Annotated in this window: 23 protein-coding genes; 11 read left to right on the forward strand and 12 right to left on the reverse strand. The window is 71.6% G+C overall.

Annotated features, from left to right (window positions below):
• Nucleotides 1-9: 9 nt before the first annotated feature.
• Complete coding sequence (locus ABZS69_RS10075) at nucleotides 10-1581, reverse strand: carbohydrate-binding protein (RefSeq protein WP_355369843.1); 1572 nt, start codon at nucleotides 1579-1581, stop codon at nucleotides 10-12.
• Between the two features lie 267 nt (nucleotides 1582-1848).
• Between ABZS69_RS10075 and ABZS69_RS10080 the strand changes: the two genes are divergently transcribed.
• The 4 genes from ABZS69_RS10080 (at nucleotide 1849) to ABZS69_RS10095 (ending at nucleotide 5165) form a co-directional block, all read left to right on the forward strand.
• Complete coding sequence (locus ABZS69_RS10080; protein ID WP_355369252.1) at nucleotides 1849-2010, forward strand: hypothetical protein; 162 nt, start codon at nucleotides 1849-1851, stop codon at nucleotides 2008-2010.
• 135 nt (nucleotides 2011-2145) lie between these two features.
• On the forward strand, nucleotides 2146-2379 hold the full coding sequence (locus tag ABZS69_RS10085; protein WP_355369254.1) for a hypothetical protein: 234 nt from the start codon (nucleotides 2146-2148) through the stop codon (nucleotides 2377-2379).
• A 145-nt stretch (nucleotides 2380-2524) separates the two neighbouring features.
• Nucleotides 2525-3775, forward strand: coding sequence for an MFS transporter (locus ABZS69_RS10090; protein ID WP_355369256.1), 1251 nt, complete (start codon nucleotides 2525-2527; stop codon nucleotides 3773-3775).
• Nucleotides 3776-3956: 181 nt separating this feature from the next.
• On the forward strand, nucleotides 3957-5165 hold the full coding sequence (locus ABZS69_RS10095; RefSeq protein WP_355369258.1) for an MFS transporter: 1209 nt from the start codon (nucleotides 3957-3959) through the stop codon (nucleotides 5163-5165).
• A 240-nt stretch (nucleotides 5166-5405) separates the two neighbouring features.
• Here ABZS69_RS10095 and ABZS69_RS10100 read toward each other — a convergent pair whose 3' ends face one another.
• Entirely contained in the window at nucleotides 5406-6104 is a 699-nt protein-coding gene (locus ABZS69_RS10100) for a hypothetical protein (RefSeq protein ID WP_355369260.1), read from the reverse strand.
• 118 nt (nucleotides 6105-6222) lie between these two features.
• Between ABZS69_RS10100 and ABZS69_RS10105 the strand changes: the two genes are divergently transcribed.
• Together ABZS69_RS10105 and pip are read left to right on the forward strand one after the other, a co-directional pair.
• Nucleotides 6223-6999, forward strand: a complete 777-nt coding sequence (locus tag ABZS69_RS10105; RefSeq protein ID WP_355369262.1) for a neutral zinc metallopeptidase — start codon at nucleotides 6223-6225, stop codon at nucleotides 6997-6999.
• 56 nt (nucleotides 7000-7055) lie between these two features.
• A complete protein-coding gene (gene pip / locus ABZS69_RS10110; RefSeq protein ID WP_355369264.1) occupies nucleotides 7056-8015 on the forward strand; it encodes a prolyl aminopeptidase in 960 nt (319 codons plus the stop codon).
• A 267-nt stretch (nucleotides 8016-8282) separates the two neighbouring features.
• On the opposite strand, the gene ABZS69_RS10115 is transcribed toward pip, so the two are convergent.
• A complete protein-coding gene (locus tag ABZS69_RS10115) occupies nucleotides 8283-8993 on the reverse strand; it encodes a TetR family transcriptional regulator (RefSeq protein WP_355369266.1) in 711 nt (236 codons plus the stop codon).
• An 81-nt stretch (nucleotides 8994-9074) separates the two neighbouring features.
• Between ABZS69_RS10115 and ABZS69_RS10120 the strand changes: the two genes are divergently transcribed.
• Nucleotides 9075-10184 carry an FAD-dependent monooxygenase gene (locus ABZS69_RS10120; RefSeq protein WP_355369268.1) on the forward strand — a complete coding sequence of 370 codons (1110 nt, stop codon included), beginning with the start codon at nucleotides 9075-9077 and terminating at the stop codon, nucleotides 10182-10184.
• A gap of 7 nt (nucleotides 10185-10191) precedes the next feature.
• Here the strand turns inward: ABZS69_RS10120 and ABZS69_RS10125 are convergent, their stop codons facing one another.
• From ABZS69_RS10125 to ABZS69_RS10145, 5 genes are all read right to left on the reverse strand, one after another.
• Nucleotides 10192-10806 (reverse strand): LysE family transporter, encoded by a 615-nt coding sequence (locus ABZS69_RS10125; RefSeq protein ID WP_355369270.1) that lies wholly within the window; start codon nucleotides 10804-10806, stop codon nucleotides 10192-10194.
• A gap of 5 nt (nucleotides 10807-10811) precedes the next feature.
• Complete coding sequence (locus tag ABZS69_RS10130; protein ID WP_355369272.1) at nucleotides 10812-10958, reverse strand: hypothetical protein; 147 nt, start codon at nucleotides 10956-10958, stop codon at nucleotides 10812-10814.
• A gap of 15 nt (nucleotides 10959-10973) precedes the next feature.
• On the reverse strand, nucleotides 10974-11768 hold the full coding sequence (locus ABZS69_RS10135; protein ID WP_355369274.1) for a maleylpyruvate isomerase family mycothiol-dependent enzyme: 795 nt from the start codon (nucleotides 11766-11768) through the stop codon (nucleotides 10974-10976).
• A gap of 5 nt (nucleotides 11769-11773) precedes the next feature.
• Nucleotides 11774-12964, reverse strand: coding sequence for a Cmx/CmrA family chloramphenicol efflux MFS transporter (locus tag ABZS69_RS10140; protein ID WP_355369276.1), 1191 nt, complete (start codon nucleotides 12962-12964; stop codon nucleotides 11774-11776).
• Between the two features lie 224 nt (nucleotides 12965-13188).
• A complete protein-coding gene (locus tag ABZS69_RS10145) occupies nucleotides 13189-13971 on the reverse strand; it encodes an alpha/beta fold hydrolase (protein WP_355369278.1) in 783 nt (260 codons plus the stop codon).
• Between the two features lie 83 nt (nucleotides 13972-14054).
• Here ABZS69_RS10145 and ABZS69_RS10150 point away from each other — a divergent pair, with 83 nt between their 5' ends.
• Together ABZS69_RS10150 and ABZS69_RS10155 are read left to right on the forward strand one after the other, a co-directional pair.
• Nucleotides 14055-14474, forward strand: coding sequence for a YciI family protein (locus ABZS69_RS10150; RefSeq protein WP_355369280.1), 420 nt, complete (start codon nucleotides 14055-14057; stop codon nucleotides 14472-14474).
• A gap of 8 nt (nucleotides 14475-14482) precedes the next feature.
• Nucleotides 14483-15700: a DUF6596 domain-containing protein gene (locus tag ABZS69_RS10155; protein ID WP_355369282.1), complete on the forward strand. Its 1218-nt coding sequence runs from the start codon at nucleotides 14483-14485 to the stop codon at nucleotides 15698-15700.
• Nucleotide 15701: 1 nt separating this feature from the next.
• Here ABZS69_RS10155 and ABZS69_RS10160 read toward each other — a convergent pair whose 3' ends face one another.
• Nucleotides 15702-16448: a PIG-L family deacetylase gene (locus ABZS69_RS10160; RefSeq protein ID WP_355369284.1), complete on the reverse strand. Its 747-nt coding sequence runs from the start codon at nucleotides 16446-16448 to the stop codon at nucleotides 15702-15704.
• Nucleotides 16449-16515: 67 nt separating this feature from the next.
• Between ABZS69_RS10160 and ABZS69_RS10165 the strand changes: the two genes are divergently transcribed.
• Nucleotides 16516-17166 carry a TetR/AcrR family transcriptional regulator gene (locus ABZS69_RS10165; protein ID WP_355369286.1) on the forward strand — a complete coding sequence of 217 codons (651 nt, stop codon included), beginning with the start codon at nucleotides 16516-16518 and terminating at the stop codon, nucleotides 17164-17166.
• A gap of 366 nt (nucleotides 17167-17532) precedes the next feature.
• Here the strand turns inward: ABZS69_RS10165 and ABZS69_RS10170 are convergent, their stop codons facing one another.
• Complete coding sequence (locus tag ABZS69_RS10170; RefSeq protein WP_355369288.1) at nucleotides 17533-18465, reverse strand: DUF5996 family protein; 933 nt, start codon at nucleotides 18463-18465, stop codon at nucleotides 17533-17535.
• Between the two features lie 14 nt (nucleotides 18466-18479).
• On the reverse strand, nucleotides 18480-19271 hold the full coding sequence (locus ABZS69_RS10175; protein ID WP_355369290.1) for an MBL fold metallo-hydrolase: 792 nt from the start codon (nucleotides 19269-19271) through the stop codon (nucleotides 18480-18482).
• Nucleotides 19272-19320: 49 nt separating this feature from the next.
• On the opposite strand from ABZS69_RS10175, the gene ABZS69_RS10180 reads away from it, so the two are divergent.
• Nucleotides 19321-19719 carry a MerR family transcriptional regulator gene (locus ABZS69_RS10180; RefSeq protein ID WP_355369292.1) on the forward strand — a complete coding sequence of 133 codons (399 nt, stop codon included), beginning with the start codon at nucleotides 19321-19323 and terminating at the stop codon, nucleotides 19717-19719.
• Nucleotides 19720-19729: 10 nt separating this feature from the next.
• On the opposite strand, the gene ABZS69_RS10185 is transcribed toward ABZS69_RS10180, so the two are convergent.
• Nucleotides 19730-20914, reverse strand: coding sequence for a hypothetical protein (locus ABZS69_RS10185; RefSeq protein ID WP_355369294.1), 1185 nt, complete (start codon nucleotides 20912-20914; stop codon nucleotides 19730-19732).
• Nucleotides 20915-20992: the final 78 nt, after the last annotated feature.

Raw genomic sequence — 20992 nt, forward strand, 5'->3', positions numbered from 1 at the left:
CGGGGTTCGTTACGGCGTCACCGGAACGCCGCCGAAGGTCACGACGAGGCGGCCGTCCGAGGCGAACGACCAGTTCAGGGTGCCGCTGTAGGAGGAGCAGCGGGACCCGTTCGAGCCGGACCAGAACTGGTTCGAGCTGTCGGAGTTGCCGACGATCCGGTCGTTGGTGCCGCTGCCGCTGCGGCACGAGACGTTGTTGCGGAACACCGAGGTGCCGGCGTCGAACGAGAAGTTGCGCTCGGTGTTGTCGATGCTGACGTTGTCCGACACCGACATCGTGCCGGGGTTGCGGTTGTAGGTGAACCCGTGCTTGCCGTTGCGGTACGCGATGTTGCGCCGGATGGTGTGGTTGACCGCGATGTCCTCGCCACCGAGCTTGTAGCCGTTGCGGTCACCGTTGCCGGCCTGGCCGCCGTTGCTGAGGGTGCCGTTGTTGTACGACAGCGAGTCCTCGATGGTCACCGCGCCGATGGCTCCCGTGTCCGTCTTGGTGTAGAGGTCCCAGCCGTCGTCGATGTTGTTGCGCGACACGCAGTAGCGGAAGACGTTGCCGGAGCCGACGGTGAGCTTGGCGGCGAAGCCGTCGGCGTCCTCGCCGTCGGAGTCGGCGTTGTCGTGCGACAGCGCGCTCAGGATGAGGTTGTTGGCCGGCCACTGATCGCGGGGGGTGTCCGAGGCGATCCGCGAGAGCTGCAGCCCGGTGTCACGGTTGAAGCGCGTCTCCGTGCGCTCGATGATGTTGTTGCTGCCGCCCACGAAGATCCCGTTGTCGCCGGCGCGTTCGACGATGATGCCGTAGACGTGCCAGTACGACCCGTTCAGGGCGAGGCCGCGGTTGGCCGAGTCCTCGCTCTGGGCCGAGAAGTTCAGGATCGGGGTCTCGCCCGGGTAGGCGGACAGCTTCTTGCGGGCGCTCGAGGTGCCGTTGTTGCCCGCCGCGATGGTGACCGTCGACGAGAAGTTGTAGGTCCCGCCGCGGACGTAGATCGTCCCGCCGGCGGCGATCCGGGTGATCGCCGAGGTGAGGGTCGTCGGGTCCGACTGCGTCCCGGTCGCGCCGTCCCTGCCGTTCGGCGCCACGTACAGCGTGGCACCCGACGGCGGGGGAGTCGTGCCCGCTTCGACGTCGATGTAGTCGACGTTGGGCAGGCCGTTCGCGGTGGTCGGGTTGAGCTGGATGGTGTTGCTGCCCGACCTCAGCGTCACGGTGAGCGTCTTGGTGACCCAGGTGTCCCACGTGGCGGTGCCCTCGTACGAGACGTTCTGGACGGTCGAGCCGTTGACGATCAGGTCGGCGGGCCGGGCGGTCGTGGTGCCGTTCGCGAACCGCACGCCCACCGTCGCCGTCCCGGCCGCGCCGGCGTTGACGGTGAACTGGGCGCCGGCGCCGATGGCGTTGTTGGCGTTGCAGAATCCGCTGCCCGAGTATCCGGACCAGTTGCTGTCGATGGTGCCGGTGCAGACCGCGGGCGAGCTCTCCGCCTCGTACCGCGTCGGGGCGGCCTGTGCGGCGGTCGGTGACAGTGCGACGAACACACCGGCTAACAGGCCGGCGCAGGTGAGGACGGCTTTCAGGCGCATCATCGTTCTCCATGGGGTCGGTACGGTGGCGCGGGCGAAACCGATGGCCACAGTAGGAAAGCGCTTTCCCCCCGTCAATGCGTCACTGCAACCCCGCTGACCCGGAAAGCATCGCCGCTGGCCAGGGATTCACCACAGGCCCGAACCGCCGGTGAAACTTTCATCCCGCCCGCGAAACCGGGCCGCGGTGTACGACCGCGCCGGGCCCAGAGGTGTTCCGGCGAGCGTGAAAGCATTCCCTCCCTTGCGGCAAGAACGGGTGTGATCGTGTACAACACGCGTAACGGGACGGATCGGCTGGTGGTCCCTGGTCTCTTCGACCGCTATTTCGCTGAGATCCACCGATACATCGCTCGCCGCCTGCCCGCGGACGACGCCGACGACCTGGCCGCCGAGGTCTTCCTCGTGGCGTTGCGCGGCGGAGCGTGACTGGGACGGTCACGGGGACCCGGTGCTGGATCGGGTCCTCGATCGGGTGGACGCCGCGCGTTTCACCGGCCCGCTCGCGGGGGTGCCGCGATCCTGCGCCTGCTGGCCGAGCTGCCCGGCACCACGGTGCATGGCATGGCGACCGATCCGCTGGGCAGGCAGGCGTTGTCCGTCACCTTCACCCGTGACACGGGATCTCCCTCGTACACGCATGAGTTCCTGGACCCGCGGACCGGCGCCATGCTGTCCCGGGCCGGCTACGCGCCGGGGAGCTCCGGGGGCGACATCCTGATCTACACCGCGCGCACGCCCGAGACGGGGTGGACCGCGCAGCGGCCCCTTCTGCCGAAGTCCTGCGAGACCAGGTGATCACCGTCGGGCGGGCAGGCCCGCCCGACGGTGATCTACCATGCTGCCATGCAGCACCTTTGTGACTGACCAGCACATGTCCGGCAGCCCGCGCCCCCGCGGAGCCGACGACGTCGCCCTTTTCCGACACCGCTGGAGTCACCGAGTGTTCTCTGCATGCCGCCGGCCTTCCGGCAACCTCTTCGCGCTGGTGCGCGCCAACCCCGATTTCCGGCGCCTCCTCGGCGCCTGTGCGCTGAGCCTGACGGGCGACTGGTTCGCCTTCGTCGCGTTGAGCGGTTTCGTCTACCACAGCACCGGCTCGCCGGGGTGGACGGCGCTGCTGTTCGCGATCAACTCCCTTCCCGGAGTGCTGCTGTTCCCGGTGATCGGCCCGCTCACCGATCGCTTCGACCGGCGGCGTCTTCGGATCGCCTGCGACCTGGGCTCGGTGGTCCCGGTCGCCGGCCTGCTGGTCGCCTTCCACACCGGCTCGGTGGCAGCGGCTCTGGTCTGCCTGGCCGTTCTGTCGGTGTTCGCCGCGGTGGCCGGGCCCATCCCCGAGGCGGCGCTGCCCAACCTCGTCTCCGGCAAGGACCTGTCAGTGGCCCAGACCGCGCTCGGCAGCCTGTACTCGGCCGGCCTGCTGGTCGGGGCGGGGCTCGGGGGCGTGGTCACCGCCGCCTGGGGCCCCTCGGCCACGCTCGTCGTCGACGCCGCCTCGTTCGTCCTCTCCGCCTTGCTCGTCGCGCGGATCAAGCGGTCGTTCTCCAGCGCCGTGTCGACGCGCCGGCTGCGGATCCGGGCCGACACCGCCGAGCTCTGGCGGTTCCTGCGGGCCACCCCGGTGGCCGCCGCCTGGCTGTGGCTGACCGCGGGGCTCCGGCTCTGCTACGGAATGGTCGGGCTCCTGCCCGTCTATGCCCTCGACCGCTTCCACGTCGGCGACGCGGGCGTCGGCGCCCTGTACCTGGCGCAGGGGCTCGGCGCCGTGCTCGGCCCCTTCGCGGGCAGGTGGCTCGCGGGCGGCCCTTTCGCGGGCAGGCGGCTCGCGGGCGGCTCGGCCCGTCGACGGCTGTACGTGGCCGCGGCGGCCCTGGCCGTCTTCGGGCTCGGATACCTGGTCCTCGCCCACGTCTCCGGACTCGGCCCGGGCATGGCCGCCGCCCTGGCCGGCCACCTCGGGGTGGGCGCGTGCGCGATCCTCGCCCTCAACGGCCTGCAACTGGCGACGCCCGATCACCTCCGGGGACGCGTCATGGTGCTCGTCTTCAGCCTCTCGTCGGCGCTCCAGGGCGTGTCGACACTCGCGGTCGCCCCCATGACCGCGGCCATCGGCATGACCGACACCACCCGCGTCCTCGGGCTTCTGGCGGTCGCGTACGCGATCGTCTGGTCCACGCGCGTCCGGGACTGACGACGGCGTCAGAGCCGCCGCGGCCGCTGGCCGTCTCGGTGAACGTCACCACATCGCCGACCACCGACTCGACGCGAGCAGCCGTAATCCTGTGACGGCATTCTGAGCTGACCCCCAAGTCCCCACGGGTGGGCGGTGGCACCATGGTGAGTTCCGCTTGGTGGGGGGATTGGGGGGTCTTGTGCTTGATGCCGGGCCGTTGCGCAGGAACAAGCAGTTCCAATTGCTCTGGGTCGGCAGTGCCGTCTCCCAGGTGGGCATGGAGCTGACGAAGCTGGCGACGCCGCTGCTCGTGCTGGCGCTCACCGGATCGCCGGGGTGGGCGGGGGTCGTCGCGGGCGCGCGTACGGCCGCGTCCGTCGTGGCGCAGGTGCCCGCCGGCGTCTGGGTGGATCGGTGGGACCGGCGGCGCACGCTGATCGCCGGCCAGGCGCTCCAGACGGTCAACGCGGCGGTCCTGGCCGCGCTGATCCTCGCGGATCGGGCGCTCATCTGGCACTTCGTCGTGGTCGCGGTCATCGACGGAGGATGCGCCGCCTTCCTCGGGCCGGCGCGGACGACGGCGATCCGCGGGGTCGTTCCGGTGGAGCAGTTGCCGAACGCATACGCGCAGGAGGAGGCCCGCAATCACGCGGCCAGGCTGATCGGGCCGCCGCTCGGCGCGCTGCTGTACGGGTTCGGGCGGGCTGTGCCGTTTGTCGTGGACGCGGTCACGTTCCTCGTCGCCATGGTGTGCGCGGCCGGGGCGAAGGTGCCGCGGCGGCCCAGGAGCGAGCGGACCGGCCGGCGGAGCATGCGCAGGGACACGGGGGAGGCGGTCGCCTGGCTGTGGCGGCAGAAGGGGCTGCGGGAGGTCTGCGCAGCGGTGATGATGCTCAATCTGCTGGGCTCCGCGTTCTTGATCCCCTTGATCGTGCTGGTCGGCGAGCGCGGCGGCGGGGCGCTGAACACCGGGACGGTGCTGGCCGGGCTGGGGATCGGCGGGCTGGTCGGGGCGCTGCTGTCCGTGCGGGTCGGCGGGCTGCTGCCGCCGGGGAGGCTGACTGTCGTCTTCGCCGCCGTCTTCGGGGTCTCGATCATGGCGATGGCCCTGCCGTTCGGGCCGTGGTGGCCGATGGGGCCGCTGGCGCTGTTCAGCCTCACGACTCCCGCGTTCAACGTGGTGACGAGCGTGGTGATCACGCGAATGGCCCCCGAGGAACTGCTCGGCCGGGTGGACGCCGTCCTGAGCACGGCCGGGTTCGGGCTCTCGCCCCTCGGGCCCGTGCTCGGCGGCGCGCTGGCGACGGCTCTGGGCGGGGCGGGCTCGCTCGTGCTCGTCGGCGGGTTGCTGCTGCTCACCGCCGCCGGGGCCGCGCTCAGCGGCGACCTGCGCCGCTTCAGCGGCTAGAGCCGCCGGAGCCGCCGCTCGCCGTCCGCCGCTCGCCGTCCGCCGCTCGCCGTCCGCCGGCGCCATCCGGTGAACCCGGGTACGTCGCGCGCGCCGGCGTACGGCATGGTGAACTCCTCTGCGGCGTCGTCACGCCCGATCAGGGCGACGGCCGGGAACGGCGCGTTGTCGCGCCACGCCTGCCGTCCGCGAAGAAAGGTCCCTTCGCCCCGTCGCCCTGACGACGAGATCAGCGGCGGGTCAGTTGCGCAGGACCTGGTTGAGCAGCGTCGTGACCCCGAGGGTGTCCAGGAGCGACGAGTTGTTCCCCGTGACCTGGACGGCCGGGCCCTCGACGCTGATCCAGTTCTCGGTGTTCGCCCAGTTCGCGCTGCTCAGCGAGGTCTCGCCGCTGGTCCAGTTCTCGGCGCTCGCCCAGTTCTCGGTGCTGCTCATCGCGACGCAGGGCACCGTGCCCGTCCAGACCCGGTCGAACAGCTGCGTGACGCCGATGGAGGTCAGCAGCGACCCCGCGGCGACCGGCGTCGTGCACGGCTGCGCGGGGACGGGGGCGAACAGGCCGTTGACCAGGCCGACGACGCCGCCCGTCTTGTACGTGGGAACGCCCGTCGAGTTCGTGCTGCCGCACGCCCTCACCTGGTCGAGCCAGCGGCGGACCAGGTCCTCGTCGTACGACACGTACGACTTCGGGCTGCCCAGGTAGCTCGTGCGGCTGGACCACGACGGACCGAGCGCCGTGCTGTAGTAGATCGATTCGGACACTGCCCCGACGTTGTCCCTGGCGCCCGCGGCCAGGGGCGCGAGCGGCCTGTCGTAGCTGAAGAGGCCGTTGTCGCCGCACGAGACCGTCTTCGCGGTTCCCTCTTCCGCGGCCGCCGGCCCGGCGGCCAGCAGCAGGCCGGAGGTCGCGGCGAATGCGGCGATGGCGTGCTTGTACATGGTGCTCCCTGCGGATGGTATTCAGGTTATCCGCAGAGATCATTACCCTTAGTGATGGTTGAATTACTTCATAGTTGTATCTAGCCCTCTTTACCGTGAGGTCCTATTCTCGCAACTCGTGAAACTTCGCATGTTCGCGGCGCTGATGGGCGCCCTCGTGATGCCCTTATCGGGGACCGCCCAGGCGGCTGCATACCCCGTCAAATCCGACCAACTAACCGCCAACCCGCTCTATGAAGCGGGCGCACTGCCGACGACCACCTGCGTCGAGCCGGCGCTCAAGCCGAACAATCGCAAGCAGGCCCGCGCCTATCTCGACGCGATCGTCGCCTGCCTGGGAACCACTTGGGAGCAGCACCTCACGAGTGCCGGCCTGACCTACCGGCCGGTCAAGGTCCGGCACATGGACCGGATTCCGAAGAAGTACTGCGGCTTCGACATCGGAAAGCAGAATTCCCAGGCCTGGTACTGCGACCGCACCGAAACGCTGGTCTTCCAGCTCGGTAAGGACTGGCTGGAGGATCCGGACGACCTCTGGCTGTTCGACACGGCGGCCTCCATGTACGGCTACCACGTGCAGAAATTGGTCGGAATCGCCAAAGCCTACGATAAATTGCCCTACGGTAAAAAGGCGGAGTTGGCCGAGCAGGAGCGTCGCGAGAGCCTGCAGACCGAATGCTTCGGGGCCGCCTTCATCAAGAGCGTCTGGCCGATCGAGGGCAGGAACCTGAGCGACTGGAACGTCCTCGTCCGGCTCATGCAGAGCGACGACCCCGACACCATCCGCGAGTACGGCAGCAACGCCTCGGCGCGCTACTGGCTCAAGCGCGGATTCGCCGCCGGCGACCCCGGCTCGTGTAACACCTGGGCGGCTTCCCCGTCCAAGGTCGCCTGACCGAACGGCCGCGGTGGTCCACCGGGCCACCGCGGCCGGCTCGATAAGATCATCACATGTATCCCCCCATCGAGCCGTACGACCACGGTCTGCTCGACACCGGTGACGGCAACCTCGTCTACTGGGAGGTCTGCGGCAACCCGGAGGGGAAGCCCGCGCTCGTCGTCCACGGCGGCCCCGGCTCGGGGTGCAAGACGGGGGTGCGCCGTCTCTTCGACCCGGAGCGCTACCGGGTCGTCCTGTTCGACCAGCGAAACTGCGGTCGCAGCCGCCCGCATGCCAGCGACCCGTCCGTCGACCTGAGCACCAACACGACCCACCACCTCGTCGCCGACATGGAGCGGCTGCGCGAGCACCTCGGCATCGACAGGTGGCTGCTGTACGGCGGCTCGTGGGGCTCGACGCTGATGCTGGCCTACGCCGAGGCGCATCCGGAGCGCGTGTCGGAGATGGTCATCGTGGCCGTCACGACCACGCGCCGCTCCGAGATCGACTGGCTCTACCGCGGCGTGGGGCAGTTCTTCCCGGAGGAGTGGGAGCGCTTCAGGCAGGGCGTCCCGGAGGCCGACCGCGACGGCGACACCTTCGCGCTGCTGGCGGCGTACTCGCGGCTCATGGCCGACCCCGACCCCGAGGTCCGCGCGAAGGCGGCCAGGGACTGGGTCACCTGGGAGGACGCGGTGATCTCCATGGAGCCCAACGGCAAGCCCAACGCCTACAGCGACCGCCCGCCCGAGGCGGTGCTGGCGCTCGTCCGGATCTGCTCCCACTACTTCTCCAACGCCGCCTGGCTGGAGGAGGGCGTGCTGCTGCGGGAGGCGGGGCGGCTGGCCGGGATCCCCGGCGTGCTGATCCACGGCCGGCTCGATCTGGGCGGCCCGCTCGTGACGGCCTGGGAGCTGGCCAGGGCCTGGCCGGACGCGAAGCTGGTCGTCGTGGACGACTCGGGGCACACCGGCAGCGGCACGCTCTCCAAGGAGCTGTCCGCCGCCCTCGACGGCTTCGCCGGGCGCTGAGGGACCCACGGCTCGCGATCGTCTGGGGCGTAAGGACGGCGCCAGTGGTGACCATCGCCTCGCCGTCGGTCGATTCCGAACGGATGAGCCGCGGGTCCGCAGGGACAGCGCGCCGGCAACCGCCCACTCGCTGACCTGCAGCAACAGTAGCTTCGCCAGATATCTGGACACCACCGAATTTAACGCCCGTGCGCGGAGGATTCCCCTGCTGTGCCCGCGACCGTCACCCGCGGTCGTCTCGAAAATGTCTCATAAAGTGTCTCAATATTAAGCGGACAGGTGGCGGTAGAGGGTGGCGCGGGAGACGCCGAGGGTGCGGGCGATCTCGGCGGCCGTGTGCCGGCCCGAGTCGTGCATGCGCCTGGCCCGCTCGACCGCCTCCGGCGTCATCGCCCCCGGCCTGCCGCGGCGGCGCGCGTCCCGCGCCGCCGGCTCGGGACGCTCCTCCAGCAGGCGTTCGACCCCGGCCAGCACGGCCGGGCGCAGCATCTCCGCCGGCAGGTCGGCGAACATCACGACGGGGTCGCTGAGCATGCCGAACGCCTGCGCCGCCCGGATGCGGTCCACGTGGTCGGCGAGCGGGCCGGCGATGAGGTGCTGGGCCAGGTAGGCGGCGTCCCTGAACCGCTCGAAGACCGACCCCTCCGAGGCCAGTGCGAGGTCACGCATCTGCAGCCGCAGCAGGTCGCGATGTGCCAGCCAGACGTCGAGCAGGCCCTCGATGACCGCCCACCGCTTCTGCCGCTCGTCGCTGCCCGGCGCGCGGTTGGCCGCGTCGATCGCGGCCTCCATGTCGGCCAGCAGCGGCTCGGCCAGGGCCGCGATGATCTCCTTCTTGCTGGGGAAGTGGTAGAGGACCGCGGTCTTGGTCAGCTCCAGCCGCTCCGCGATCTCGCGGATCGAGGTGGCGTGATAGCCCCGCGCGGCGAACAGGTCGTGCGCCACCTGGAGGATCCGTGAGCGAGTGTCGTCCGTCACGCCGCCGATTCTAGACCTTGCCTGACCGTTGGTCGGGAGCCTATAGTCCTGAACTGACCAACGGTCAGGAGGGTGGACGGCATGACGGAGATTCTGGTGGTAGGGGCGAGCATCGCCGGGCAGACGCTGGCGTACTGGCTGGCCAGGCACGGGATGCGGGCCACGATCGTCGAGCGGGCGCCCGGGCCGCGCACCGGCGGCAACGGGGTGGACCTGCGGGACGAGGCGACCGAGGTGGCCGAGCGGATGGGGATCATGCCGCGGGTCAGGGCCGCCGCGGCGGACGTGCGGGGCATGAAGTTCGTCGACGCGAAGGACCGGGCCGTGGCCCGCATGGACCTGAGCGGGAACGGCGAGATCGAGATCATGCGGGGCGACCTGGTGGCGCTGCTGCACGAGGTGGCCGGGCCGGAGGTGGAGTACGTCTTCGGCGACTCCGTCCGGTCGATGGAGGAGGACGGCGGCGGCGTCACGGTGTCGTTCGAGAGCGGCTCGACGCGGCGGTTCGACCTGGTCGTCGGGGCCGACGGGCTGCACTCCTCGGTGCGGCGGCTGGCCTTCGGGCCCGAGGAGGGGGCCCTGCGGCACATGGGGCACTACTTCGCGTTCGCGAACGCGGACTCCGCGCTGGGGGAGGACCGGTGGGTGACGATGTACAACCTGCCGGGCAAGATGGCGGGGCTCTACCGGTCGGGGAACCACGCCCAGGCGAAGGCGTACTTCATCTTCAGGTCGGAGCCGCTGGCGTACGACCACCGCGACGTCGGGCAGCACAGGACGCTGTTGCGGGGCGCGTTCGGCGACGAGACGTCCTGGCGGGTGCGCGAGCTGCTCGACGGGGCGCTCGCCGACCCCGACTTCTACTTCGACGCGCTGAGCCAGGTGCGGCTGCCCTCGTGGTCGTCGGGGCGGGTGGCGCTGGTGGGGGACGCCGCCTACTGTGCCTCCCCGGCATCGGGAGCAGGGGCGGAGCTGGCCGTCGTGGGGGCGTACCGGCTGGCCGAGGCGCTCGCGGGGGCCTCCGACCACCGGGTCGCCTTCCAGCGGTACGAGGCGGGGCACCGGGCGCTCGTCAAGGACAAGCAGCAGATCGGGTCGAACGTCCGCATGATGGTGCCGAGGAGCCACCTGGGAATGTGGGCCAGGAACGGCCTGGTCCTGTCGATGGGGCTCCTCGCCCGGTGCGCCTAGCGGGCGTTCACAGGACGCGGGCCACGAGCAGGGCCGCGAACACGAGCAGCGCCGCCCCGCACCCTGCCTCCAGGAGCCGTACGGCGAGCGGCGGCAGCGCCCGGCGCAGCAGCGCGATGAGCCCCGCGGAGATGAAGCACCAGGCCAGTGAGGAGACCATGAAGCCGGTGAAGAAGGCCGCCAGGCTCGCCGGCCCCGCGTCCTCGCCCAGCGCGGTGCCGACGGCGCCGGCCGCGCCCGACCAGTACACGATGTTCCAGGGGTTGCCGAGCGACATGGCGGCCCCGACCGTGATCGCGCCCCGCCCTGTCCGGTCGTCACGGGGAGCCTCGGGGCGCGGGAAGACGGCGTCACGGAGTCCCGTGACGCCGAGCCAGGCGAGCAGGAGGCAGCCGGCGACCGTCAACGGCACGCGCAGGGCCGGGACCGTGAACAGCGCGCCGACCCCGGCCAGCCCGAGCAGCGCCCACACGGCGTCACCCGCCAGCGACCCGACCTGCACCGCGAACGCCGGGCCGAAGCCGCCCCGCACGCCCCGCCGCAACGACTCGCTGAACACCGCTCCCGGCGCCGCGTTGAACAGCAGCCCGATCCACAGGGCCAGCATGAACACCTCGGACACGGCGCTCACTCCGGCGGCCGGGGCCGCGCGGAGCCCTGTCCGAGGCAGCGGCCCGGGGCGATGGCGCACCCGTCGTGGCCGTGCCGGGGGAACCCGCCGGACGCCGGCCTGATCACGGCCGGTCGCGTGCCGTTCAAGTCCCTGACCTGCATGTCGGACAGATTAGGTCATACGGGAGGCACAAGGGCGAAGTAGCGGTCGAGCATGCTCTTGTCGCCACGCACGTCGAGGCCGTCGGCCGGGATGCGACGCCAGAGGAACAGCATCAGGTCCGACGCGCTCCCGGCCAGCTCGACGTCGGACCGGCCGCCGTCCGAACCGGGGGAGAGCCGTACGTCCCGGCCGTCGAAGTGGACCGCCCAGTCGCCCTCGCCGTCCGTGCGCCGGAAGCGGAACCGCTCACCCGCTCCGGCGGGCGCCCCCGTCCACTCCCGCCGCGCGGGCGCCATGACCTCGAACGTCTGCGCGATCGCGTCGGCCGCCACGTCCTCGGCGATCGGGTGCGGAACGCCGACGGCGTTCTCGGCGTCCCAGCGGTGGATGGCGGCCTCGATGGTCTGCATCCGCACCCAGAACCCGACGGTCTGCTCCTTCGACCACGTCCACGAGGGATCGTCGGCATCCCGCTCGTCGAAGAGCGCCCCCAGCCGGGCCGCCCCCTCCTCGAACCAGTCGAGCACCTCGTCCCGGATCGGCCCGAGGTTGGGTGCGTTCTGCGGATCGGGCCACCCCGTGAGGTCCGGCGGCAGCCCGGCGAAGGAGAGGTCGGAGGCGTCCGGTGGCCGGTCGAGCCGGTCGGTGATGATGCTGAACACACTCCGGTGCACGGCGCCCAGATGGATCAGCAGATCCGCGACCGACCAGCCGGGGCAGGACGGCACCGCGGGCGCGGCGCCGGCCGCCTGCCGGGCGGCCTCCTGGAATGCCCGGGTCTCCCGATGAAAGCGTGCTGCGGGTTCCATGCCACTCACTGTGCCTCAGCCGGGTGTTCCTTCTCCACCGGATTCGCCGGTGACGGCCGTCCGGCCGCGTGGGCGACGGCGGCGGTGACGAGGGCGGCGGCGACCAGCAGGGCGCTCAGCCACAGGGGCGACCGCAGCCCGAGCCCGGCCCCGATGCTCACGCCGCCCAGCCACGGGCCGAGCGTCGCGCCCACGTTGAGCGCGGCCGTGGCGAAGCCGCCGGCCAGGGTGGGCGCGCCGGTGGCCGCGTACAGGACCTGCGAGATCAGCGTGGAGCCCACGGCGAACGAGAGCGTTCCCTGGACGAACACCAGCACGATCGCGGGCACCGGAGCCCCGGCCGTCAGCGCGAAGAGGGCCCAGCCGGCGGCCAGCGCCGGCCCGCAGATCACCAGGAGCCGGATCGGCCGCCGGTCGGCCACCCGCCCGCTGACGGTCACCCCGGCGAACGAGCCCAGCCCGAACAGGGCCAGCATCAGCGGCATCCAGGCTGCCCCGATCCCGGTGTCCCCGGTGAGGAGGGGCGTGAGGTAGGTGAACGTGCAGAAGGTGCCGCCGTTCACCAGGCCGGCCAGCACGAGGAGGACCAGCAGCCGCGGCCGGCGCAGCGCCCGCAGCTCACCGAGGGCCCGCGGACCGGCCGGGTCGGGGGCGCCGCCCGGCACGGACCGGAGCACGGCGACGATGGCCGGGACCAGCGCGACGGCGACCGCCCAGAACGCCGAGCGCCACCCCCACACCTCGCCCAGCAGCGCGCCGCCCGGCACGCCGGCGACGCAGGCGATCGTGACGCCGCCGAGGAGCACGGACGTGGCGCGCCCCTTGGCGTCGGCGGGCGCGAGCGCGACGGCGGTCGCCATGGCCACCGCCAGGAACCCGGCGTTGGCCAGCGCCGCGATCACCCGGGTGCCGAGCAGCACGCCGTAGCTGGTGGTGAGCGCGCCCACGACGTGCACGATCAGGAACGTGACCAGGAAGGCCAGCAGGGCGAACCGCCGGGACCAGCGCAGGCTGAGCACCGCCATGAGCGGCGCCCCCACCACCATCCCGACGGCGAAGGCCGAGGTGAGCAGCCCCGCGGCGGGGATGGACACCTGCAGGTCCCGCGCGATGCCCGGGATGAGCCCGGACAGCATGAACTCGGACGTGCCCTGGGCGAAGACCGCCAGTCCGAGCAGGTAGACAGCGAAAGGCATGAGAGAACTCCGCGACCGTATCGAGGATCGACAGGGAAGCGGGCAGGCCGAAGGAAGGTCCTGCCCCGTTGAGGAACCGGCCGCATCACGAAGATCCGCACGGCTCGCGGAGAGCCCGGCGTCAACGCGAGACAGCCACCGGATGACCGGTGGCTAGCGTCTTGACGCTTCGGGGCTGGACATGAGGGCGAACGTAGCAAGACCCCCCGGCTCGGCGCAAACGCTTATGCGCCCGAACGCAGGAACTCCAGCACCAGAGGGCTCGCGACCTCCCTGAACTCCTCGAAGTACGCGTGCCGCGCCCCCTCGATCATCCGCAGCTCCGCCCCGGGGATGCGGCCGGCCAGCAGCGGGGCGTTGGCCGCCGGGTTGAACACGTCGTCGGTGCCGTGCACCACCAGCGTGGGCGCGGCGATGGAGGGCAGCGCGTCCCAGCTGTCGTGCCCGGCGCTGGCCGCCAGGTGGCGGCGGCGCGCGTACATGGGCATGGCCGGGTCGCCGACCGTGCGGTGCGGGCCCGGGTGGGTGGCCAGCCAGGCGGGCGTGTACATGAGCTCCAGCAGCGCCCGCTCGGCGGCCGCCCGGTCAGGCTGGGCCAGCGACCTGCGCACGTCGTTGTCCCGCTCGATCCCGTGGGCGCCGCCCGGCGAGCTGCAGCCGAGCACCAGCGACCCGACCCGCTCTGGATGGTCGGCCGCCAGCCACTGGGCCACCCGCCCGCCCATTGACGTCCCGTACACGTGCGCCTTCGCCACGCCCAGCTCGTCGAGCACGGCCAGGACGTCGCCGGCGAACCCGCGGGTGGTGTACGGCTCGTCGGGTTTGTCGCTGCCGCCCGTGCCGCGGTAGTCGAAGGTGATGGTGCGGAACTCCTGCTCGAAGTCCGGGCGCACGGGATCCCACCAGCGGTGTTCGTTGGCCTGTCCCTGCAGGAGGACGAGGGGCTGCCCGCCGCCGCGGACCTGGTAGGACAGCTTGACGCCGTCCACGGCTGTCGCAAGTGGCATGTTTAGCATCGTAGGGGTGTCCGGTGAGCGGGCTTGGCTCCGACGTACCCGGTGAGAGGCACACGAGAGAGGACTCGGTCACCATGAAGTACATGATCCTGTCGTACGGCACGCAGCGGGACTACGACGCCCTGTCCGGCAAGGACTCCGAGGGGCAGCCCGCCTGGTCGCCGGAGGACGTGGCGGCGATGCACGGGTTCATGGAGGCGTTCAACAAGGAGCTGGAGGAGTCCGGCGAGCTGGTCGAGACGCGCGGGCTGGTCGCGCCCGTGCACGCCAGGCGGGTCCGGTTGCGCGACGGCGTCCCGGTTGTGACGGACGGGCCGTACGCGGAGACGCAGGAGGTGCTCGCGGGCTACTGGATCGTCGAGTGCGCGAGCTTCGACCGGGCGACCGAGCTCGCCGGACGCCTGTCGAAGTGCCCGAGCCCCGGCGGTGTCTGGGACGGCAGCGTGGCCGACGTCCGGCCGATCGCCGAGGGCGTCGCGGAGCTGGAGTTCTGATCGGCGGCATGGAGGCCGAGGACCTGCTGCGCGAACTGGCGCCGCAGGTCCTCGGCGCGCTGGTGCGGCGGTACGGGCATTTCGCCACGGCCGAGGACGCCGTCCAGGAGGCGCTGCTGGCGGCCGCGCTGCAGTGGCCGGAGGAGGGCGTACCGGACAATCCGCGGGCGTGGCTGATCACCGTCGCCGCGCGGCGGCTGACCGACCTGCTGCGCAGCGAACAGGCGCGCCTGCGCCGCGAGGACGCCGTGGCGGCCTGGACGCTGCCGGAGGACTGGCTGGCGCCCGCCGCCGACCAGCCGGCGTCCGGGGCGGACGACACGCTCGTCCTGCTGTTCATGTGCTGCCACCCGTCGTTGTCGCCGGCCGCGCAGATCACGCTCACCTTGCGCGCGGTCGGCGGCCTGACGACGGCGGAGATCGCCCGCGCGTTCCTGGTGCCGGAGGGCACGATGACGCGCCGCATCACGCGGGCCAAGCAGCGCGTCAAGGACAGCGGCCTGCCGTTCGGGCTGCCCAGGGCGGAGGAGCGGGCCGAGCGCCTCGGCGTGGTGCTGCACGTGCTCTACCTGATCTTCAACGAGGGGTACGCCAGCACGTCGGGGCCCGAGCTGGTGCGCGCGGAGCTGTCGGCCGAGGCGATCCGGCTGGCCCGCATGGTGCACCGGCTGCTGCCCGACGACCCCGAGGCGGCCGGGCTGCTCGCGCTCATGCTGCTCACCGACGCGCGGCGACCGGCGCGTACGGGCCCCGACGGCGCGCTGATCCCGATGGCCGAGCAGGACCGCGGCAAGTGGCACGCCGGCCATGTCGCCGAGGGCGTCGAACTGGTCACCCGGGCGCTCTCCCGCGGCACGCCTGGCCCCTACCAGCTCCAGGCGGCGATCGCGGCCCTGCACGACGAGGCGCCGAGCGCGGAGGAGACCGACTGGCCGCAGATCGTCGCGCTGTACGAGCTGCTGATGCGCATCGCCGGCAACCCCGTGGTGGCGCTCAACCACGCCGTCGCCGTGGCCATGGCCCGCGGCCCGCTCGCGGGGCTCCGCCTGCTCGAACCCCTCCAGGAGCGGCTGCCGGACGACCACCGGCTGCACGCGGTGCGCGGGCACCTGCTGGAGCTGGCGGGCGACCACGCGGCCGCCCGCGAGTCCTACGAGGAGGCGGCCAGGCGCACGACCAGCTTCCCGCAGCAGCGCTACCTGCGTGGCAGGGCCGCGCGGCTTTAGCCTATTTCGCCTCGACGTACCATTCGCGGCCCAGCAGCCAGCCGAACACGGGTGCGGGGAGCTGCACGAGCACTCTCGCGACGGCGGACATCCGGCCGTTTCCGCTGATCTGGGAGTGGTGGGCGGCCAGCGCCCGCTGTTTCTGGGAGGCGTAGCGGCGCACGTCGATCCGGTGGGTGATGGCCTTGCCGGGGCTGTACGCCTTCGCGAGCTCGCGTTCGTCGTAGCGGAGCGGGATCCGGAGCAGGCGGATCAGGCGTACCAGGCGGACGGCGACGTCGCGCGGGGCCGTGGCCTCCAGGACGCGGGGCACCCCGGCCAGCTCGGCGGCGCGCTTGCCGACCTCGTGCACCTTGACGTGGTCGCGGTGGCCGTACCCGCCGTTGGGGTCGTAGCTGAGCAGCAGGTCCGCCTTCTCCTCGCGCAGGATCGCGGCGAGCCTGGCCGCGGCCTCCTCCGTGCTCGCGCGCACGAAGCGCGTCCGGTCCGGCGGGTCGGGATGCAGGTCCTTGCCGTGCCCGCTGTCGGCGTAACCCAGGTGCTCGACGCGTGCCACGCCCAGCACGGCGGCGGCGGTGCGCAGCTCGTCCATCCTGGTCGTGCCGCCCTCCGCGACGGACTTCATGACGCCGTCCGTCGCGACCACGACGATCACGCGATGGCCCTCGGCGGCGGCGCGGGCGAGCGTGCCGCCGGTCAGGAGCACCTCGTCGTCCGGATGGGCGTGAAACGCCAGGAGTGTCGCCATAGCCGGACACCCTACCGCTCGTTAATGGGATTGACGGAGTGAGTACTCACTCCGTACCTTCGAAGGTATGACGAACACCGCAGGCCGGCGCCGCGCGCCGGCGATGAGCCCAGAACAGCGCCGCGAGATGATCGTCCGGGCGGCGCTTCCGCTGGTGGTGGAGTACGGCACCTCCGTGACCACCGCCCAGGTCGCCCGCGCCGCGGGCATCGGCGAAGGCACGATCTTCCGGGCCTTCGGCGACAAGGAGACGCTGCTGGCCGCCTGCATGGCGGAGGCGGCGCGGCCCGACGACACGCTCGCCCACGTGGCGGCGATCGCGCTGGACCTGCCGCTGGAGGAGCGGCTGGTCGAGGCCGCGGACGCGCTGCGCGGCTACCTGGCCCGGATGGGCGCCGTGGCGGGCGCCCTGGCCGCCTCGGGCGGCTTGCGCCGCGACCCCCCGGGCGGCGCGCCGCCCGAGGGCGCGCCTTCGGAGCAGGCAGGCGCCGGGCGGGCCCTCTCGGGGCGGGAGGCGTCGATGGCGGCCACCCGCGACGTGCTGTCCGGGCTCTTCGAGCCCGAGCGCGACGACCTCAGGCTGTCCCCGGAGCGGCTGGCCGAGGCGTTCCAGTTCCTGGTCCTGGCGTCCGGGCGGGGGACGTCGTCCCCGCTCACCTCGGCCGAACTGGTCGACCTGTTCCTGCACGGCGCGCTGAAGGGCGGTGCGGCCGGGTGATCGACCTCCGGTGGGGTGGGGCCGGCGGTCGCGTTGATCGGCGGGGTGGCGGGGATGCTGGCCTTCGCCGCCCTCCTCGCCATGCGCGACGTCGCCGTCGCGGGCCGGCCAAGGTCCCGGCCCGCGCGACTCCTTAGAGGCGGTTGAGAAATTCGTGTCGTGGCGGGGAATGTTCGGCCGGTGGGTGTGGTTACATAGATCGTGGCCGGTGTGTCCAGTGTCCCCGGGCCTCACCTATTGCCTTCGCGGAATACCGTTCGGCTGGAGCCGCGTTGTGCCTTTCGCCGAGAGGCGACCTGCACACCGGTTGCCATACGTTGAGCGCCCGCCCTCCCCGGAGGGCGGGCGCTCAGTGCTTTGCATAGTTCAGTGCTTTGCGTAGTACGGATCCGTGACGCCCCCAGGGGAGCTCAGCGCCTCCATGTCGAGCCCGGTCAGCCGGGCGCCCGCCTGGTAGGCGCTGTCCAGGAACTCCAGTACGGACGAGACCGGATCACCCATCGCACGCACGTCGTCGTACCGGAGGATGGCCAGGTGGCTGCCCCGGGCGGGCAGCCACTCGGCCTCCAGGGGCCGCAGCGGCTCCATCTCCAGGCCCTTGGGCTCCGGCGCGGTGTAGGAGTAGAACGCCGGCCACGGCCGCTCCTTGTCGCCGAACCAGAAGCCCGAGCTGATGACCTCCCAGCTGTACGCCTCCCGCGTGACCGGGTCGGTGTCCGGCGAGACCCGGACCACGCGCCCGGTGAACCGCGTCACTGCGATGTCGAACGTGTGCCAGAAGTGGTGCACCGGCGAGGTCTTGCCGGCGAAGTCCGCCGCGAAGCGGTCGAGGAGCTGCACCACCTGCGACAGGATCCGCCAGTAGCGGTTGATCAGCACCGGGTCGTACCGGGCGTGCAGGGTGTCCTCGGCGAACGGCGTGTCGTCGCCCAGGTCGAACGGCACGGCCCAGATCTCCGGCCGGAGCCCCAGGCCCGCGAGCGTGTCGAAGAGCCGGTCGTGGAACGTGGCCACCGACCGCCCGATCAGGCTGAACTCCGCGCTGCGCCCGTCGAGCACGTCCACCACCAGCCGGTGGCGCACCAGGTCGAAGTCGATGCTGAACAGCGGCTGCTCGCCCAGCCCGCCCATCGGCCGCGAGGTGAGCCCGCGTCCGGTCGGGTGGAAGGGCACCTGCCACCAGTGGTTGCGCCGGTTGCTCGACGACAACCGGATCTTCCCCACGATCTGCGCGAACCTGTGAAAGGTCTCCTTGGCCTCCGCCCATTCTGCGAGCGGCATGGCTGGGAACAGCTCCATGACATCAATGGTAACTACCGTACGTAATGGGACAGTTCCCAAGGGTCATGTGCGGAGAAGACTTCGACTCCGTGGTCGTGCGCGAGCGAGCGCAGGCGCTCCTGGCTGGACATGCGGCGCTCGGCATCGACCTGGGCGCTGACCTGCACGATGTCCATCAGCGGGTGCGGCTGCGGCTCTCGGGCCAGTTCGCCGTGGTAGAAGTACGCGTCCCCGGCGTGCAGCAGCCAGCGCTCGCCGTCGTTGACCGCCACTCCGGCGTGCCCGCGCGTGTGCCCGTCCAGCGGCACGAGCAGGAAGTCCTCGCCCAGCCCGGTCAGCGGGTGTACGCCGTCCACGCCCAGCCATCGGGTGCCCGTGCCCGGATAGGTCACCCATTTCGGCGAGTGGGCCCAGTGGCCAGGGCGGTAGCGGCGGTTCGGGGCCTGGGCGATCGCGTCCTCCAGTTCGACCTCCATGACGTGCACCTGCGCGTGCGGGAAGTCGGGCAGGCCGCCGCTGTGGTCCACGTCCAGGTGGGTCAGCACGATGTGCCGTACGTCGAGCGGGTCGTGCCCGAGCGCGGCGACCTGCCGCACGGCCGTCTCGGCGGGCGAGAGCACCGGCTCGACGAGCTCGGTCCACTCGCGTTCCAGCATTTCCTCGGGCTTGGCCAGGTCGTCGAGGCCCAGCCCGGACTCGACCAGGACGAGCCCGGAGGAGGGCGTCTCGACCAGCAGCGCGTGGCACACCACGGAGGCCGCCGGCTGTCCGTCGAGGGATTCGACCTCGCGCATGGAGGCGAGGTTCAGGTGGTGAATTCGCATGGGCACTAGACTGCGACTTGAAGTGCGGTTCAAGTCAAGGAGCCAGGTCGTGGACGACACGTTGATCGACATAGGCGAGGTGGCCCGGCGGAGCGGCATGGCCGCGTCGGCGCTGCGGTTCTACGAGCGCAAGGGCCTCATCGAGGCCGATGGGCGCAACGGGCTGCGCCGCGCGTACCGCCCCGAGACGATGGAGCGCCTGGCGCTGATCGCGTGCGCCCGCGACGCGGGGTTCACGCTGTCGGAGATCGCCGAGTTCCTGCGCGCCCGGCCGTCCGACGCGCGGCTGCGCGAGCGCATGGCGGCCAAGGAGCGCGAGGTGTCCGAGCGGGTGGCGCAGCTCACCCGGCTGCGCGACAGCCTGCGGCACGCGGTGACCTGCGAGCACGACCCGCTCGTGGAGTGTCCGGAGTTCAAGCAGGCCGTGCGCCGCGTGCCGCTGGGCTGAGCGCACTCCGTCAGCCTGGGCTGACGTACTTCCTCGGTCGCAGGGCATGGGCGCGCAGCGCGGCCAGGGCCGCGAGCTGGCCGGAGCGGTCCATCCGCACCGCCAGGTCGTCGCTGAACGCCAGCCCCAGGGCGGTGAGCTGCGAGACCAGGTCGGCCACCGGCGCGGCGACGTCCTCCACGGTCGTGGTGGGATGCCAGCCCTCGCCGCCGACCACTTCCGCCACGCGCTCGCGCAGCTCCGTGGGCGACATCAGCGTGCCGTCGGCGATCAGCATCAGCGCGGCCTCGCGCGCCGACACCTGGAACTCATGCTCTCCTCTCGCCAGCAGCAGGCGCGTGACCGCCGACCACATGGCCGACTTCGATTTGAGCAGCCGCCGGCCGTAGTCGGTGATGACCAGCTTCGAGCCGTCGCGGCTGATCGCGCCGAGCTCGCGCTCGGCCAGCTCGCGCAGCCTGAGCGCCTCGGGCGAGGGGGCCAGCCGCAGCGGCAGGCTCTCCCCGGAGGCGGCCAGGCTGAGCAGACGGTGTAGCGGGGGCAGGGGTTGCGGGGTGATGGGCGCGTGCAGGCGCACCTCGAACGGCTGGGCCAGCTCGCGCCTGGCCGGGCCGCGCCCCAGCACCCAGCGGTTGAGGCGCTCGCCGTGCACCCGGTTGCGCCAGCTGTCGCCGCCCAGCTCGGAGCGGGGCTCGGTGAGCCAGCGGCGGGTCAGGGCGGCGCGGTCGACGGTCTCGCCGGCGACGATCGCCAGCTCCAGGGCGGCGGAGCAGGCGAGGTGCGCGCCCAGCTCCTCGGGCCCCATGATCATGCTCCACTGGAGTTCGGGCACGTCGGGCGGGAGCACGCCCGTGGCTTCGAGCGCCTGTTGGTAGGCGCTGGTGCCGGCGTCCTCGCCCTCGCGGGCGTAGGTACGCAGGATCTGGAGGGTCGTGGGTGACACGCACAGAGCGGCGTACCGCTCCATCCCGCCGAGCTGGAGCAGCCGGCCGAGCGAACGTGCCAGACGTTCGTGGTCGCCGCCCACCTTGAGCGGCAACGTGTACCAGAGGAACTCGCAGACGTCGAGCTGGGTCACCGTTTCCAGCGGCTCCCCAGCCGTCAGCCATTCGACGGCGGTCCTGGCCTCCTCGGCCAGCTCCGGCTGAGAGCGCTCCAACTCGGCGAGCAGGGCGGTGACATCCGGTGCACTCATGCCTCGAAGTTTGCCGTATCGACCCCTGGCCTGACGATGACCGAATCCGGTGCGTATTGGGTCTTGCACAGCGATAAC

This window comes from Nonomuraea sp. NPDC005650 (assembly GCF_040605375.1).
In the GTDB taxonomy this organism is placed as follows: Bacteria; Actinomycetota; Actinomycetes; order Streptosporangiales; family Streptosporangiaceae; genus Nonomuraea.